The following is a 16,222-nucleotide window of genomic DNA, read 5'->3' as shown; positions in this document are numbered from 1 at the left end:
AGTGTTTTTTATAATTTTATTTATTTTATGAAAAAAACAGCTTATGAATAGGTCTTGAAGGATGAATTCCTACTTTTGCAACTTTCCAAAAAGATGTTATGATTGTTTCGAAGAAAGTGAGGAATATATTTTATGGAAAGTTGGCTTTTTTTAGGAATTATTTTACTTGTAGCAATTTTAGCTAAGAACCAAAGTCTGATGTTAGCGGCAGCTTTTGTGTTGATTATGAAGCTCATACCAACCTCTCGTTCCTTTTTCCCTTGGCTTCAAGGCAAAGGAATCAATATTGGTGTGACGATCATCACTGCAGCTATTCTGATCCCTATCGCAACAGGAGAAATCGGTCTACGTGATTTATTAGAAGCCTTTAAATCCCCTATCGGCTGGGTAGCTGTTTTTTGCGGTGGGCTAGTGGCTGTCTTATCTTCCAAGGGCGTAGGATTGATTGCTTCTGATCCGCAAATCACTGTTGCGCTTGTTTTTGGCACGATTTTAGGTGTTGTCTTCTTAAGAGGAATCGCCGCCGGACCAGTCATTGCTTCTGGCATTACTTATTGTATCTTACAAGTATTTGCTTTAGGAAAATAGATCAAATTTTGCCTATTTTTAGGAGATTCTTAATACCCCCAATTTACTGATCCGTGATATACTGACAACGAGGTGATACAATGTTCGAAAAATTGAAGTATTTCATAGGAACAATTGGCTGGTTTCTTTTAGCGGTACTTTTGATTCTAGGCTTAGCTTATCTTTTATTTCCTGATTTGATACAAAATGTGTTAGATACTGCTTTTTGATTGACCTATTAGAATGATATAGGGATGCTCCTGCGATGCAGGGGCTTTTTTTAAACAAGGAGCGAGCGAATGAGATTCCCTATTGAAATCGATGCACTTTTTTCTTTTTGGCTCTTCTCCTCTTTTTTGTTATACTAGATTACAGTGGACAAAAGAAGGAATGATTGCATCCGCTTTAACGAATATCAAAATGGAAGAAACAGTACCTGTTTTCAGGTTACTTTGGAAAGAAAGGAAGACGCTTGTGGAAACTTTTGAAGGTCTTTTAATTGATACGTATGTTTTACAAGAACAGCCAATGATGCTGACTGGAATCAACTTGCAGCTTGAGGACCGTGTGATCAATGGACTGCTTAAAGATCGCTATTTGGCAAAGTACATCTTACGTTTGCCACTAAATAAATATGTACTGGAAGTAAGTGGCAAATGGAACCGTCGAAATCAGTTAGTCATTAAAAAAATGTTGATAAAAAATATTGATGAATATATTAAAATAATCGGTACACCAGAATAACCTTTACCGATCAAAGGTGACTGGTTATAAAATAACTGCAGTTTCTTAATAGAAAAACAAAGAACAATAGGGAATCGTATCCCTTTTCAAAAAAAACTTTGCAAACGGTTCTCTTTGTTATATAATGATTTAGTACCAAACATTCCCATTCAATCTTTGTTTAAATAGATAAATAAAAATCTAGTTTGGTTTGACGCTATTGCCTCCCACAATAGCGTCTTTTTGATTTTTTCAGCTTGATTTATCTGTTTTTACTGATAAAAAGTTTAAATAAAAGACTGTTAAGGAAAAAAACTTGTCATGTTCATATTGCAAAGCGCGCTGCCTTTAGGTATAATAATGAATGTTGAATTATGCGGTCACACGCGTAAGAACTTAAGTTATCGGAGGTGAAACTAATGCCAAACATTGAATCTGCAATCAAACGTGTTCGTACAAGCGAAAACGCTAATGTGAAAAATTCATCTCAAACAAGCGCTATGCGTACTGCAATCAAAAAATTTGAAGATGCTGTAGCTTCAGGTGCTGACAACGTAGATGCGTTATATAAAGAAGCTGTTAAAGCTATTGATATGGCTGAATCAAAAGGTCTAATCCACAAAAACAAAGCTAACCGCGACAAATCTCGTTTAAGCAAAAAAATCGCTAAGTAAAAGAATCGGCTTCGGCCGGTTTTTTTATTTGTCAAAAAAACCAAAAGCAACCGGTATTCTTGCATGCTTTTGGCTTCTTCTTTCTTCCTATCGATTTCTCAACAACTGCCCTGTGCGCAAAACGAAAAGTTGAAAACTTAATTCTTTTTCGATTTGCCCCGTTTTGATTTGATAATCCATTTCGACTAATTGATCAAATAATTGTACTAGCAACTGTTCATCGAATTTCCTTACTTCTTGCATGGCAAGTTTTACACGGTAAGGATGGATTTTTAATGTTTCTGCAATATTGGCCTGCTGATAGCCAATCTTTACAAGAAATTTTGTCTGTAAAAACAAACGTAATTGAGAAAGTAAAATCGCATTGATTTTGATTGTTTCCTCCCCTTGCATGACTAAATCTTCATATAAACGCAAGGCTTGTTCTGTCTTCCCTTTTAAAATATATTGGGTCATGTCAAAAATATTATGTTCCAATGTTTTAGGAACTAATTGTTCTACTTCTCGAACAGTGATCTGCTGTTGATTTTGTCCATAAAGAATTAATTTCTGTAACTCTCTCATCATTTTGGATAAATCTAAGTCAGTCAACCGCAAGAATAAATCAATGGCGTTGCGTTCCATTTTGATGGAGGAGTTCTCTAAGGTATTCATCAGATATTGACGTACTTCTTTTTCATTCAACTGTTGGACGTTGATGATGGTTGCTGTTTTTTTCAATTGTTTCGTTACTTTTTTCCGTTCATCCAACTTTTCATATGGTGCAAAAAATACTAATACAGTCGATTCTAGTGGTTCTTTCAAATAAGCTGTCAGTAAATCAGTATTTTGTTCGATCCCATTGTTTACTTTCTCACCTGTTAAAAAATATGGGTTCTCCACAAATACTAATCGTTGATCTCCGAAAAACGGCAATGTCTCTGCTTCAGCCACTACCTCCTCTAAACTTGCATTTTCCATGTCAAAACTTAAAAAATTTAAATCATCTTCGCCCTCTAATTTGATTTTTTTAACTATTTCTGCCCGAACTTGATCTTGGAGAAACTTTTCTGTTCCTAAGATCAAGTAACAAGATGCAAGTTTTTCTTTACGTATTTTTTGTAACTCTGCTTGTATACTCAAATTACTCACCACTTTCAAAATTATCCTACCATGAGAAGATGAGAATTACTAGTCTATCATTGTTTCCACTAGACCATGAGGATGAAAAACTGGATGCCAGCGATAGGTGATCATTCCTTGCTGATCGGTTCGCCATGTTCTTATCTGATTTTCTTCTAGTGCCTCCAATACTTCGCTGTGAGGGTGACCATAACGATTATTTACTCCGCAGGATATAATTCCATGTTTCGCTTCAATACGGGAAAGAAAATCCGTATTACTTGATGTGCGGCTACCGTGGTGACCTAATTTGACTACGTCGGCTTTCAAATTAGGATAAATAGAAAGCAACTGTTCTTCCATCGCTTGATTCAAATCACCTAAAAACAAAAAACGGCTATTGTTATATTCCGTCCATAAACCAATTGAATCTTCATTTCTTCCTTCTCCCTTTTCAAAAGGGGTCAATACATAAAGATCATAATAGCCTTTGATCCTGTCGCCATGTTTGACTTCAATGATTTTAGTGCCATTTTTTTGAGCTTCTGTTAAATGCCTTCGCAACGGTTCATTTCGTCCAGCGCCCCAGCCAATATAAATTTTTTTGATGGTGAAATGCTGAGATAATGTGGACAATTCTCCCACATGATCCGTATCGTCGTGTGTCAAGATGAGTTTATCGATCACACTTATTCCCTGTCCTTTTAGGTATGGAACGATATTCCTTTCAGCAGGAGGTCGTGCAATACCTTGCGCCCACTTTTCCCTTTCAAAGTGTAACTTCCCCCCCGTATCAATCAAAATCGTTTCTTTTCGAAAAGGACTTTGCAAAAAGATACTATCTCCTTGACCAACATCGATAAAAGCGATCGTTGAAGAAAAACGTAAAAATGGCAAAGTCAATAGCATCAAAGAAAACAGACCAACATAAAACAAGAGTTTCATCGGCTGCTCGTTCAATCTATCCATACAAATCAGTAATCCGAAAATATATACCCCTGATAGCACAAGAGGTAGACGCCCTATAACAAGAGTCGATCCTGAAAACGAATCGATCATTCGTTCAAACAAGATCAGTCCCTCTTCTATCAGCAAAAGTAAGGTTCTCGGCAACCAGCGATTGAAAAGCGTCAGAAAGAACACACTAGGAAGAAAAAGAAACTTGAATACTGGTGCAACCAGTAATGTAAAAAGACTGCCTAAAAGAGGCCACTCATAAAAATGCCATACAATCAACGGCATCGTGATCATGGTAAATAGGACATGAGAAGCCGTTTTTTTCATCCAATCTCCATCAAAAGAAATCAGGATAAACAAAAAACTCATGAAAAAACTAAGCTGCCCGCCCGCATGAAAAAGAAATCTAGGATCAAATAGCAAAAGAAGCCAAAAGACAACTGCAAATAAGTCCATAGAGGAGTAACGTTTATTCAATAATTTGACTAGCAACCGCAATAAAAACAACAGACTAGCACGCAAGACAGAAATAGAACTGCCTGCAAGAGAAACATAACAGATAGTTAGCAGGCTCAACGGAATGATGCTGACGTGCAGTGGCCATCCGATACGTCGAAACAAATAATACAGCCACCCTAAATAAAATTGGATGTGTAATCCCGATAGGCTGAATAGATGCAGCAAACCACTCTCCCTAAAAATTTCTTCTGATTCTCTGAAACCTGAATCTTTATAGCCCCATAATAAAGAATTGATATATACACTTGTTTTTTGCGGAAATTCAGATTGGACAAAAGAAATAAAACCGCCTCTTTTTCTCTGGAGCCAATTTCGCCAATGATTTTGTATGGTGATTTTTTCGACCCTTTGAATTTGGAATCGACCAGAGATTCTATGGTTCCTGAAGTAAGCTTCTTGGTCAAAAGTATAAGGATTTCGCTTTTTTTCGGGAGAAATAAACTCGCCTTCAGCTGTCAATTCTATCCCCTTCCCTCGGAATCCAAGCCAAGTTTTCAATTCCTCTTCGGTGTTTACTTGATAAGAAAGCTGTACCTTCTGTTTACTCTCTGACAATCTTCCTTCCATTGTCAAAAAACTGCCATTCGCACGAATCGTATCTGTAGATAAAGTCACTTGCGCAGCTGTTTCTTTTTCCTCTAAAAATGAATATTCTTGTAGCTTATAAGAAACGGATACCATTATGCTACCCACAATACAGAAGTACGCGATAAAACGTCCTTCTTTTAGCGAAAACCACAAAAAAATTCCGGCAAGAAACAAACGATAAATCCAATTGTCCGTATCATACAACAAACAAATAATCATCGACGTAATTGCCGGAAAAATCAACCGATTTCGAACATGCCTTTCTAAAACGCTAGACATGTTTTCCTGTTAATTCATTTTGAAGTTTTGAAAAATGCTGCGAGTCTAAAGCAACTTGGTGTACAGATATGCCTAATTGTTCAATCAACGCTTGAGCATACGGATCATTTCGATAGTCATGGAGATAATTGATTCCTTTAACACCAGCTTGCAGCAAAGCTTTTGTACAAGCTAAACATGGAAAATGTGTGACATAGATTTCCGAACCTTCCGTCGGGATACCGAGTTTCGCGCACTGTAGCAGCGCGTTCATCTCTGCATGGATCGTTCGCAAACAGTGTCCATCTACAATATAGCAGCCTTCATCTATGCAGTGGACATCTCCACTGACTGCTCCATTATAGCCGCCAGCAATGATCCGTTTTTCCCTAACAAGTGTCGCTCCTACTTCTAAACGTGTACACGTGCTGCGTAAAGATAACAATACCGCCTGAGCCATAAAATACTGGTCCCAGGGAATGCGTTTGTTTTGAGTCTTATCAGTAATTTTTTCTTTGTTCGTATCGCATGGTTTTGAAGATTTTTCTAACATGGTTACATTCCTCCGTTTTTTCAAGTTGGTCAAAAAAGCACTCCATTGCTTAAACAAAATATTCTTTAAATATACCGAATCATCATGTCTGACAAAAGAGCATATGCTTCACTGCCGAAATGAAGCCCGTCATCCATTAGCCTCCATTTATTGCTCTTTTCAGTTGGTTCTGAATCATTCTATTTAATTGTAACGAAGTTTTTTAGTTTTTCAACTGTCTTTTCACCGATACCAGAGATCTCCTGCAAGTCTTCCACTTTCTGGAATGATCCGTTTTCTTCTCTAAATCGAATGATTTCTTGCGCCTTGACTGATCCGATCCCAGGAATCTGCTGGAGTTCTGAGGGACTGGCTGTATTGATATTTATTTTTGAAGGCTCGGTATCTGCTGTAGACTGTTTTCCTTCGGGGGATGCTGACTGATTAAGATGTTCCGGCGGCTCTTCACCTACAGCAGGGATATATAGGACTTGCTGATCTTCTATCTTCGCAGAAAAGTTGATTCGATCGCTATCCGCTTCTTCTAATAATCCTCCTGCGCGCTTTAGTACATCATAGACCCGTTCTTCTGAAGAAAATGAATAGATACCAGGCTCCTTCACACTTCCTTTGATATCGGTATACATAACCTTTGGACGAGCATCCTCTTCTACAGTATTTCCTTCAGGCAATTGATTTTCTTCACTGGAACTAAATGGAGAAAGTATTTCTTTTGCAGCGATTTCTTCTGGTTCTCTATGAAATAACAGATTTGACAATAAAAAACCACTGACTATACAAAAAATAAGAACTACCGTAGACATAAAAACGATTAACTTAGGGGAGGTGAGTATTTTCTTGTTGATTTTTTCTATCATTATTTCTTTTTACAAAGAATGATCAGTAAAAACCATTCATTTCTCCTTTCATTTGAAATCGAAGAAACAATGTGCTCTGACAAAATCGTCCCTTCAACATCTAATTACGTCAATTTTTTCTTTTTTTTTAGCAGAAAGATATTTTGACGAAAAAAAAGGATTGTGACAGAAAATATGTCACAATCCCTTATTCAAAATAAATAGTAGTCAATTAGCTCAAAAGCTTGCATCTGCAGTAAATAAATCCAAACAAAAGAGGAGAAGCTGTTTTTGCGTAGCTATTCTTATTACTTGATACAGAGTAGCTTTTTCACAATTTTTTTAATTGGTTCATTTCATTTTCTCTAGATAGTCAAGCGCATCTTGTACTGTTTTTACTGGTACGATTTTCATAGAGGAATTCAATTTTTTGGCAGCGGCTTTTGCTTCTTCATAGTTGGTTTTTATTTCAGGATATTCTTTCTTAACATCGTCTGAGATCGTATCATCTGGTGCAAAGAAAATCTCTACACCGGCTTTATCCGCGCTTGCTACTTTTTTATCGATTCCTCCGATTCGGCCGACTTCTCCTTCGCTGTTGATCGTTCCAGTTCCGGCAATTTGCTTACCATGTCGCAAATTTTTACCAGTGACCTGTTCATAGATTTCTAAAGTGAACATCAATCCTGCTGACGGCCCACCAATAGAGCCAGAATTAATGCGAACATCTGTATCTGATTCGATCTCTGTATGATCAGTAAGTGTGATGCCTATTCCTGCCTTTTTATCTGTTGGCAACTCAATCAGATCACCAGAAGCTGTTTTTTCTTCACCATTATGCAAATAACTGATTTCGATTGTTTGTCCAACTTTTTGGCTTTTTACATAATCCATAAATGCTTCTGTACTTTGAAAGCTTTTGCCGTCTACTTTTGTTACTGTATCTCCTACTGAAAGCTTGCCAAAAAAGTTCGATGTCTTCTCTACGCTCATGACATATACGCCTTTGAATTCCATTTTATAAGGCTTGCCTGCAAGCTTCAACGCTTGTTCGATTGCTGCGTTTTGGGAAGAATCCATATAATACTGTTGCATTTGATTATATTCTTCATTTGTTGCCCCACCAGTCAATTCTTCTTTACTAATCAATTCTTCAAAGGGGGCTAGTTTAGCCTTTAGAGCCAAAAATCCGGTAGCTTGCCTGATACCGACGGATGTAAGAGAGAAAGAGCCAGAACCTTTGTCTTCTTTGTCATTGACTGTAATTAATTCTTTCAGATCAATCGTTGCTCCTGGTGATTCCACATAATATGGCAGAGGAACTACTACAAATCCGATGATCAACATTCCAAATATGATAATCAGTACTGTTTTGAACCATTGTTTAGCTTTCATTTGATTCACGCTTTCCAGCTAGAGCTTCGTTGATAACTGGCGGTAAATAACTGCTCACGTCTCCACCAAAGTGCAGTACTTCTTTTAAAATACTGGAACTGACATGGCTATATTCTGGTTTTGCCAATAAGAACACCGTTTCCAATTCCTCGTTTAGATGATGGTTCATCTGAGCGATTTCTCGTTCATATTCGAAGTCTTTGATACTCCGTATTCCTCTGACCAAGGCATCCGCGCCGATTTCTTTTGCCGTTTCCACTGTCAATTGATTTTCCTGATGTATGACTTTTACATTAGGAAGATGTGCCACAGCTTTTGCAATCAATGTCATTCTTTCTTCTGGAGGAAACAAACTGTTCTTTGAAGTATTGATAAAAACACCAATTACCACCTCATCGAATAATTTAGCCGCACGCTCCACTGTATCTAAGTGTCCTTTTGTAAAAGGATCAAAACTTCCTGGGAATAATGCACGTTTCATCGTTTTCCCTCTTTTCTATAGATAGTCACAGCTGTTATGCCATAAATCTGTTTTCTTATTTGATGAAATCCAGCCACAGATTCTGGCAATTCGACTGTTTTATCCGTTTCGCATACGATAACTGCGGTTTTAGAAAAAAGTCCCAGTTCTTCCATTTTATGGATTTGATCAATGATTTTTTGTTTTGCATACGGCGGATCAAGAAACAAGTAATCAAATTGTTGTTTCTCTGTTGCTAGCCGTTCGATTGCTTTGTCCGCATCAAGTTTTATTGTGGTAAACTTCTCTGGTTCTTTCGTAATCTCGATGTTTTCTTTAATGATTTTTAGCGCTTGGTAATTTTTGTCTACGCATACTGCATGACTACAGCCTCTGGATACGGCTTCGATAGCTAAACCTCCGCTTCCTGCAAACAGATCCAATACTGTCTCTCCATCAAAATAGGGTCCAATCATATTGAATATGGATTCTTTTACTTTATCTGTAGTTGGTCTGGTATTCGCCCCTGCTAAACTTTTTAAGCGGCGTCCGCCATAATTTCCTGATATTATCCGCATCTACTCACTCCTTAGAAATGGTACTGGTACTAGTATACCAAAAAAAAGACAAAAAAATACTTGGACAATGATCAATTTTTGATAGTTGTCCAAGTTATTTTTCTATTAAAAAACTGCTCATAAGAGATTTTTAAAGATGTTCAGCTAATCGGATTTCTGTATTCAGCTCTTCGATTTCGAAACCTTCTTCTTTTAATACCGTTTTATTACCTATTTTATCAGCAAAATTCATTTCGATATCTGGTCGGTAAGAACGTTCTACGTTTCGAACAAAATGTAATTTACGGATTCGTTCTTCTGTCTCTTCAAATGTCTCTTCATTCAAGTAAAGAACGACATATTTCATTTTTCTTGAGACATAATGCAACAAGCCGAACTTTTTTAGATTCTTTAATTGTTTTAAGCTGTAGACCCATACGATCAGCCCGCGTCGTTTTATTATTTCAAATTCACTATTGTCAACTTGCATGACAATTCCCTCCGCATCCAAAGTGTTTTTTCGTTTCAAAGAACGGACTACCTGCATCTATCTTGATTTCATTAGAAACTTCTTCAGCAAGTGCTTGGACAATTTGATCCAACAGACTTTGTAACTGTGTTTCACTATACCTAAAAGCTGCGACATGCTCATTCAGATCAAGCTGTCTTTTTGCTTTTCGAAGAGCACGTTTTTTTTCACGGTAATCAGGTGCATATTCACCGTATGCCGCTACATTTTCAAACACCTTTTTCTGCGACAGGAACGCTTCTTTTAATTGGCAGACTTCTGCAGATTCTTTCATTGATTGTTTATGTTTGAAATAAGAAGCCATCGTTTTACTCTTTTTTATCATTTCAGCGACTCGGAGGCATTGATCCTCCAGTTGAAACAGCTCTTCATTAACGATCACTGCTATCACTACTTTCTCCGTTTTCTTCTTGCAATAAGACTAACATATTTTCTTTAGAAAAAGCAATGCCTAATGAATCCGTTCCCGGATCCATAAAGCGGTCATGATTATATGGATCGCTGTACCAATATAAAAACGAAAAAGTAGCGTCGATTGCTGGATGAATAAACAGTCCACTAGTATTTTCTAATTTCTGTTTACTGATTAACTTCTCCAATTCATCATTCGTCAAGGAAAATTTCGTTATCGTTTGTCCACTACCTAGCGATTTTTGCCAATCAGCCATACGTTCGTCTGACAAGATTTCTTCAGGCTTTGTCAAGAAATCATGTAGCAGCAGCCGACTGTGGTTTTGAAAGGCAAGTGGTTGGTTGTATATAGGAAGTTCGTCTTCTCTTCTAAGCATGTTTAGTAAAGTCGTACTTTTTCGTTCTTTACCGCGATTGATCGATTCCCAGTCAGCCGATTTATCTGCTTCATAATGTGGGAGACCTTCACCAAACACTTGATACGGTAAAAGTTTCAAAAGACTATCTTTATCTAAATATACAACTGAAAACAGACCGTTAGTTGTTTGATCAAAAAACAAAATAGCAAAAGTGTCGTTATCAAAAGCAATCAGTGGACGATAATTCATATCCTCTTCCATCAGTTCGATTCCAACTTCTGTGTCATGATACTCAAAAGTGAAATTAGTATAGATAGTCGTGAGCTTTGTTAGGTCCTGCATCGTCATCCCTAAATAAAACGGCGTGATATCAGCAGGTCCTGTTTGCAGTACTTTAACAGTTGTGACCATGCTATCTTGGACATTCACTTCAAAAGTGAGATGACTGGCTTTGTTTTCATAATATCTTGTTTCAAAACCAAACCCACTAGTTAATCGATCATAGGATGGTCCAAAATCTTTTTCTAGCTGTTCGATCGGTTTTCCAATATAAGTAGAAAAACCAGTTGCTTTAAGCTCCTGGTATTTCCACGTTGTCATTTGATTTGAGAGTTGTTGATCAGAGTTTTCCTTCACTTCAAGTTTTGGCGGGAACAAGACTGGTTCCATATAGAATGCCGCAATAACTAATAGCAGAATCAGCCAAAACAAACCCAGTCTTTTCATATTTCCCCACCTTTCACTTATTATTTTTCAGTCACTTCAATCAAAAGGTCGCCAGATGAAATCGTGTCTCCTGAAGATACATATACATGTGCGACTTCTCCGTCAAAACGTGCTTCGATGGCTGTTTCCATTTTCATTGCTTCAGTAATCATCAACGTGTCGCCTTTTTTGACGTTATCCCCTTTTTTCACTAATACATCAAGCACAGAACCAGACATCGTTGCTCCGATTTGTTCTCGATTTGTTGGTTCAGCTTTCAATCGAGTTTGGACCGCACTGATGATTGAATTATCTTTGATAGTGATTTCACGTCTTTGCCCATTCAAATTGAAGAACAGTACGCGATTTCCTTCGATATCGGGTTCTCCGATTTCATCTAAACGAATGATAAGCGTTTTTCCACGTTCGATTTGTACATTGATTGTTTCACCTAAACGTATCCCTTGGAAGAATGTTGGTGTATCCAGTAATGTAACATCGCCAAATTGATTGTACGCTTTTTGATAGTCCAAAAAGACTTGCGGATACATCAAATAACTTAATACTTCGTCTTGTTTTGGTTCATAGCCGATTTTTTCTGCCAATTCTTTTTTCACTTCGTTGAAATCGACTGATTTCGCCAATAGACCTGGACGTTCACTCAACGCGGGTCTGCCCTTAAGAATGATCTTTTGCAGTTTTTCAGGAAATCCGCCGACTGGTTGCCCTAGTTCTCCTTGGAAGAAAGTTACTACAGATTCAGGGAAACTTAGTGTTTCGCCTTTTTCATAGATGTCTTCTTCTGTGAGATCATTTTGGACCATGAATAGTGCCATATCTCCTACGACTTTAGATGATGGAGTTACTTTAACGATATCGCCAAACATCAAATTGACAGTATGGTACATTTGTTTGATTTCATCCCAGCGATGACCTAGTCCGACAGCTTTTGCCTGTTGCTGCAGATTCGAATACTGTCCTCCTGGCATCTCATGCATATATACTTCTGTTTCAGGAGCATTCAAGCCATTTTCAAATGGTTTGTAATACATACGCACATCTTCCCAATAATGGTTCAATTTCTGTGCATTTTCAATTGTGATTTCTGGCAGCCGTGGCCCATTGACCAGCGCATAATACAAGCTGCTCATGCTAGGCTGACTCGTGTTCCCACTCATTGCACTCATTGCTACGTCAACGATATCTACTCCTGCTTTTGAAGCAGCGGAATAAGTGATAATCCCGTTTCCACTAGTATCATGAGTATGCAGATGGATTGGCAGATCCGTCGTTTCTTTCAATTCACTAATCAAGCGATAAGCTGCTTGCGGTTTAAGCAATCCAGCCATATCTTTGATTGCAATGATATGCGCACCCAATTGTTCTAGTTCTTTTGCCATGTCTTTATAATACTGAACATTGTATTTTGCTCGGCTTGGATCGTTGATATCGCCAGTATAGCAGATGGCTGCCTCTGCGATTTTACCAGTATCCCGTACAGCTTGGATACTTTTTTCCATTTGAGGAGTCCAGTTCAGACTATCAAAGATTCGGAAAACATCAATCCCTTGTGCTGCTGCTTCTTTGACAAATTCCACCAGTACATTGTCAGGATAATTAGAATACCCAACGGCATTTGATCCCCTGAAAAGCATTTGCAGCAATGTATTAGGCATTAAAGAACGGATTTTTCTCAATCGTTGCCAAGGATCTTCATTCAAAAAGCGGTAAGCCACATCAAATGTTGCTCCCCCCCACATCTCACTTGAAAAGAGTTCAGGAAGACCTTCTCCCGTTAAGCGTGCAATCTGCTTGAAATCCTTTGTCCGAACACGAGTTGCTAGCAGACTTTGATGGGCGTCTCTAAATGTCGTATCCGTCAACAATAAATTTTCCTGTCCTTTGATCCATTCGACCAAAGCATCGGCACCATTTGCATCTAATACGTTCTTAGCCGTTACGTAATCAGTTCTTGTGATTAGATCTTTAGGCATACGTGGTTCTTCATAAAATGGTTTTTCGCCACTTTCGATACCTGGAAAACCATTGACAGTAATTTCACCGATATATTTCATCGTTTTATTTCCGCGGTCTCGTAGTCGAGGAAATTCAAATAATGTTGCTGTACTATCGATAAAAGTTGTTTTTGCATTTCCTGATTGGAATTCAGGATGTGTGATGACATTTAGCATAAATGGAATATTTGTTTTTACTCCACGGATCCTGAATTCTTTCAAGCAACGTTCCATTTTCTGAATGGCTGTTTCAAAAGTAGCGCCATGCGTACATACTTTTACTAACAATGAATCAAAATACGGCGTCACCACATAGCCAGCGTAAGCATTCCCTACATCCAGACGTACGCCAAATCCGCCAGGTGAACGATACGTATCGATTTTTCCTGTGTCTGGTAAAAAGTTATTCAACGGGTCTTCCGTAGTGATTCGGCATTGAATAGCTGACCCATTCAATTTGATTTCTTCTTGCTGAGGCAATCCGATTTCTTTATGCAAATCTAGCCCTTGGGCAATCAATAGTTGCGTTGTCACGATATCAATATCTGTAATCATTTCTGTGATCGTATGTTCCACTTGGACGCGAGGATTGACTTCGATAAAGTAAAAATCATCTCCTTCAACAAGAAATTCTACCGTACCCGCATTGACATACCCAACATGTTTCATCAATTGGACAGCTGCCTGACAAATTTTTTGACGTTGCTGTTCGTTCATAGAGACACAAGGCGCTACTTCTACTACTTTTTGGTGGCGACGCTGAACAGAACAGTCTCTTTCGAAAAGATGGATGACGTTTCCATGTGTGTCACCAAGAATCTGTACTTCGATATGCTTAGGATTGGCGATGTATTTTTCAACATACACTTCATCGCTACCAAAGGCAGCTTTTGCTTCGCTTTTTGCACGTTCGTAACCTTCTCTTGCACTCTTTTCATCATGAGCCACACGCATTCCGCGACCTCCGCCGCCTAGAGCTGCCTTGATCATAATCGGATAACCGAATCGTTCAGCAAATTCCAATACATCGTCTACAGAAGCGATTGGACCATCTGTACCTGGAATTGAGGCAATTCCTGCTTCGATGGCTGCAGCTTTTGCTTTGATTTTATCTCCAAAAATATCCAAATGATGCAGTTTGGGTCCAACAAAAGTGATGCCCTCTTCCTCGCACCGTTGCGCAAAATTCAAGTTTTCCGATAAAAGACCATAACCAGGATGAATGGCATCAGCCCCGCATTCTTTCGCGATCGAGATGATTCCTTCAATATCTAGGTACGCATCAATCGGTTTTTTTCCTTGTCCTACTAAATATGCTTCGTCCGCTTTAAAACGGTGTACGGAATATTCATCTTCTTCTGCATAGATTCCAACAGTTTTAATTCCTAATTCTGTACAAGCACGAAATACACGTACAGCGATTTCACCCCTGTTAGCAACTAAAACTTTTTTCATCGAACCACTCCTACATCTTTTTTTATTATAAACCTAAGCTCTTGCGTTTTTCATCCGCACTAATGTTAAGGACAAAGCCGACACAGATCGAAAGCATCAGCAAACTGGATCCTCCTTGACTTAAGAATGGGAATGTAATCCCTGTCAGAGGAATGACACCAGTGATTCCTCCCAGATTGACAAACACTTGGATCAAAAACATTGCGCCGATCCCAATGCACAAAAGCGAATTGAACGGATCTCTTGAACGAATCCCTACAAGAATAATGCGCACGATCATAAAGAATAGCAACGCTAATATCAAAATCCCCATAATCACTCCGAGCTCTTCCACTACGATTGCATAGATAAAATCGGTTTGTGCTTCTTGTAAAAATCCCTTTTTCTGGATACTGTTACCTAACCCTCTGCCAAATAACCCACCATTGAACATGGCATAGTAGCCGTTAACTAATTGATGGCCTTTATTTAATTCATCCGAGAAAGGATTTTGGTAAATAGCAAAGCGATTATAGATATACTGTAAACGCCCAGGCAAGATTTTTCCGTTTGTAATATTGATTAGCCAGATCGTAAAAGTACTTAAACAAAAACCGCCTACTCCTACAATCAAAGTATACACATAATTGACTCCGCTGGCTAAAAGCAGAACCAAAATAATCAAAAAGATAACTGCCGCATTCCCAAAATCGGGAAGGATAGCGACCAAAGCAGTCAGTCCGATAACCATTGCAAGTGGACGTTTTACAGTCCCTAGGAAATCTTTTTGTACACTGTTTTGCCTTTTTGATAAAGTCAGAGACAGATACCAGATAGAAATAATCTTTAGGTATTCGGCAGGTTGGATCGAAAATCCTGCAATTTGAAGCCAACCTTTTGCACCATTGATTTCTTTACCGAAAAACACAACGATTAGCAGCAAAATCGTCAAAACTGCGATGGCTGCCATGATTAAACGCTGGTTTTTCAAAACATCTGTTTTCATTTTGTAGAGTAGTGCGATAGCAATCAAGCTGAGCACCCAAAAAATACTTTGGTTAATGACTGATGCGGACGGATTTTGTCCGTTTTCTAATAATAGATACGACGTAGAACTATATACCATGATCAAACCCAAAACACATAAAATCAAATAGGGAATCAAGATACTATAGTCTAATAGATGCCTTTTTTTTACTTTCTTAGGCAAGTCTATTCCTCCTTGCCAACTTCTTTTTTATCATAATTTTCTTGGTAAACCTCACTGTATAACTGATTCAATTCTCGTTCCAGCTCACTTAACATCAGCTGCCCCTCGTTTTTTTCGATTACTCCTATACGAACAGCAAACCCGACTTGCTGGGAGAAACCGTACATCTGTGTATCTACCACTTCTTCGAAGGCTTTGCATTGCGAGATACAGAGACTGTTATTTTGGTTTCGGATTAATCGTTTGATCCGTTCTGCTTCATCATTTAATACTTGGATCGCAAGTTTTTTCGACAAAGAATCCATCTGTGCTTACCTCCCGTTCTAATTCCTCAATTATAACATATTTCATTTTCATAGGGAGCAAAAAAA

At 38.3% G+C, this 16,222-nt stretch carries 17 protein-coding genes; 4 read left to right on the top strand and 13 right to left on the bottom strand.

Going from position 1 to position 16,222, the window contains the following annotated elements; translation table 11 throughout:
• Positions 1-132 precede the first annotated feature (132 nt).
• From OZZ83_RS12630 to rpsT, 4 genes are all read left to right on the top strand, one after another.
• Positions 133-588, top strand: coding sequence for a DUF441 domain-containing protein (locus tag OZZ83_RS12630; protein ID WP_002292185.1), 456 nt, complete (start codon positions 133-135; stop codon positions 586-588).
• Positions 589-668: 80 nt separating this feature from the next.
• Positions 669-797: a hypothetical protein gene (locus OZZ83_RS12625; RefSeq protein ID WP_002292186.1), complete on the top strand. Its 129-nt coding sequence runs from the start codon at positions 669-671 to the stop codon at positions 795-797.
• A gap of 244 nt (positions 798-1,041) precedes the next feature.
• Positions 1,042-1,311 (top strand): hypothetical protein, encoded by a 270-nt coding sequence (locus OZZ83_RS12620; RefSeq protein ID WP_002289125.1) that lies wholly within the window; start codon positions 1,042-1,044, stop codon positions 1,309-1,311.
• Positions 1,312-1,709: 398 nt separating this feature from the next.
• On the top strand, positions 1,710-1,964 hold the full coding sequence (gene rpsT, locus OZZ83_RS12615) for a 30S ribosomal protein S20 (protein ID WP_002292188.1): 255 nt from the start codon (positions 1,710-1,712) through the stop codon (positions 1,962-1,964).
• A gap of 87 nt (positions 1,965-2,051) precedes the next feature.
• On the opposite strand, the gene holA is transcribed toward rpsT, so the two are convergent.
• The 13 genes from holA to OZZ83_RS12550 all read right to left on the bottom strand — a co-directional run bounded on the left by holA (position 2,052) and on the right by OZZ83_RS12550 (position 16,156).
• On the bottom strand, positions 2,052-3,098 hold the full coding sequence (gene holA, locus OZZ83_RS12610) for a DNA polymerase III subunit delta (RefSeq protein WP_002335668.1): 1,047 nt from the start codon (positions 3,096-3,098) through the stop codon (positions 2,052-2,054).
• 36 nt (positions 3,099-3,134) lie between these two features.
• Positions 3,135-5,408, bottom strand: coding sequence for a DNA internalization-related competence protein ComEC/Rec2 (locus OZZ83_RS12605; protein WP_278023850.1), 2,274 nt, complete (start codon positions 5,406-5,408; stop codon positions 3,135-3,137).
• Entirely contained in the window at positions 5,401-5,940 is a 540-nt protein-coding gene (locus tag OZZ83_RS12600) for a ComE operon protein 2 (protein ID WP_002309439.1), read from the bottom strand. Before OZZ83_RS12600 ends, OZZ83_RS12605 begins: the two co-directional genes overlap by 8 nt.
• Positions 5,941-6,119: 179 nt before the next feature.
• Positions 6,120-6,698 (bottom strand): helix-hairpin-helix domain-containing protein, encoded by a 579-nt coding sequence (locus tag OZZ83_RS12595; RefSeq protein WP_225479099.1) that lies wholly within the window; start codon positions 6,696-6,698, stop codon positions 6,120-6,122.
• Between the two features lie 429 nt (positions 6,699-7,127).
• Positions 7,128-8,171, bottom strand: coding sequence for a SepM family pheromone-processing serine protease (locus OZZ83_RS12590; protein ID WP_002309443.1), 1,044 nt, complete (start codon positions 8,169-8,171; stop codon positions 7,128-7,130).
• The gene (coaD, locus tag OZZ83_RS12585) at positions 8,161-8,652 is read right to left on the bottom strand and encodes a pantetheine-phosphate adenylyltransferase (RefSeq protein WP_002309444.1); all 492 of its coding nucleotides are present in this window, start codon (positions 8,650-8,652) and stop codon (positions 8,161-8,163) included. The genes OZZ83_RS12590 and coaD overlap by 11 nt, the downstream gene beginning before the upstream one ends.
• Complete coding sequence (rsmD, locus tag OZZ83_RS12580; protein ID WP_002313825.1) at positions 8,649-9,209, bottom strand: 16S rRNA (guanine(966)-N(2))-methyltransferase RsmD; 561 nt, start codon at positions 9,207-9,209, stop codon at positions 8,649-8,651. The genes coaD and rsmD overlap by 4 nt, the downstream gene beginning before the upstream one ends.
• Before the next feature lie 130 nt (positions 9,210-9,339).
• The gene (locus OZZ83_RS12575; protein ID WP_002309446.1) at positions 9,340-9,678 is read right to left on the bottom strand and encodes a YlbG family protein; all 339 of its coding nucleotides are present in this window, start codon (positions 9,676-9,678) and stop codon (positions 9,340-9,342) included.
• Complete coding sequence (locus OZZ83_RS12570) at positions 9,668-10,108, bottom strand: YlbF family regulator (protein WP_002313826.1); 441 nt, start codon at positions 10,106-10,108, stop codon at positions 9,668-9,670. Before OZZ83_RS12570 ends, OZZ83_RS12575 begins: the two co-directional genes overlap by 11 nt.
• Positions 10,089-11,213: a CAP-associated domain-containing protein gene (locus tag OZZ83_RS12565; RefSeq protein WP_002309448.1), complete on the bottom strand. Its 1,125-nt coding sequence runs from the start codon at positions 11,211-11,213 to the stop codon at positions 10,089-10,091. Before OZZ83_RS12565 ends, OZZ83_RS12570 begins: the two co-directional genes overlap by 20 nt.
• A gap of 20 nt (positions 11,214-11,233) precedes the next feature.
• The gene (locus OZZ83_RS12560; RefSeq protein ID WP_195943666.1) at positions 11,234-14,662 is read right to left on the bottom strand and encodes a pyruvate carboxylase; all 3,429 of its coding nucleotides are present in this window, start codon (positions 14,660-14,662) and stop codon (positions 11,234-11,236) included.
• A gap of 25 nt (positions 14,663-14,687) precedes the next feature.
• Positions 14,688-15,851: an FtsW/RodA/SpoVE family cell cycle protein gene (locus tag OZZ83_RS12555; RefSeq protein ID WP_002309450.1), complete on the bottom strand. Its 1,164-nt coding sequence runs from the start codon at positions 15,849-15,851 to the stop codon at positions 14,688-14,690.
• 2 nt (positions 15,852-15,853) lie between these two features.
• A complete protein-coding gene (locus OZZ83_RS12550; protein ID WP_002292202.1) occupies positions 15,854-16,156 on the bottom strand; it encodes a YlaN family protein in 303 nt (100 codons plus the stop codon).
• Between the last annotated feature and the right edge of the window lie 66 nt (positions 16,157-16,222).

The organism is Enterococcus sp. E5-162 (assembly GCF_035725965.1).
Taxonomy (GTDB): Bacteria; Bacillota; Bacilli; order Lactobacillales; family Enterococcaceae; genus Enterococcus_B; species Enterococcus_B lactis.
This window is presented reverse-complemented; position numbering and strand designations above follow the sequence as displayed.

Coding starts and splice junctions, on each gene's coding strand:
- OZZ83_RS12630 (WP_002292185.1), top strand. CDS start 133: ATGGAAAGTTGGCTTTTTTTAGGAATTATTTTACTTGTAGCAATTTTA.
- OZZ83_RS12625 (WP_002292186.1), top strand. CDS start 669: ATGTTCGAAAAATTGAAGTATTTCATAGGAACAATTGGCTGGTTTCTT.
- rpsT (WP_002292188.1), top strand. CDS start 1,710: ATGCCAAACATTGAATCTGCAATCAAACGTGTTCGTACAAGCGAAAAC.
- OZZ83_RS12605 (WP_278023850.1), bottom strand. CDS start 5,408: ATGTCTAGCGTTTTAGAAAGGCATGTTCGAAATCGGTTGATTTTTCCG.
- OZZ83_RS12600 (WP_002309439.1), bottom strand. CDS start 5,940: ATGTTAGAAAAATCTTCAAAACCATGCGATACGAACAAAGAAAAAATT.
- OZZ83_RS12590 (WP_002309443.1), bottom strand. CDS start 8,171: ATGAAAGCTAAACAATGGTTCAAAACAGTACTGATTATCATATTTGGA.
- coaD (WP_002309444.1), bottom strand. CDS start 8,652: ATGAAACGTGCATTATTCCCAGGAAGTTTTGATCCTTTTACAAAAGGA.
- rsmD (WP_002313825.1), bottom strand. CDS start 9,209: ATGCGGATAATATCAGGAAATTATGGCGGACGCCGCTTAAAAAGTTTA.
- OZZ83_RS12575 (WP_002309446.1), bottom strand. CDS start 9,678: ATGCAAGTTGACAATAGTGAATTTGAAATAATAAAACGACGCGGGCTG.
- OZZ83_RS12565 (WP_002309448.1), bottom strand. CDS start 11,213: ATGAAAAGACTGGGTTTGTTTTGGCTGATTCTGCTATTAGTTATTGCG.
- OZZ83_RS12560 (WP_195943666.1), bottom strand. CDS start 14,662: ATGAAAAAAGTTTTAGTTGCTAACAGGGGTGAAATCGCTGTACGTGTA.
- OZZ83_RS12550 (WP_002292202.1), bottom strand. CDS start 16,156: ATGGATTCTTTGTCGAAAAAACTTGCGATCCAAGTATTAAATGATGAA.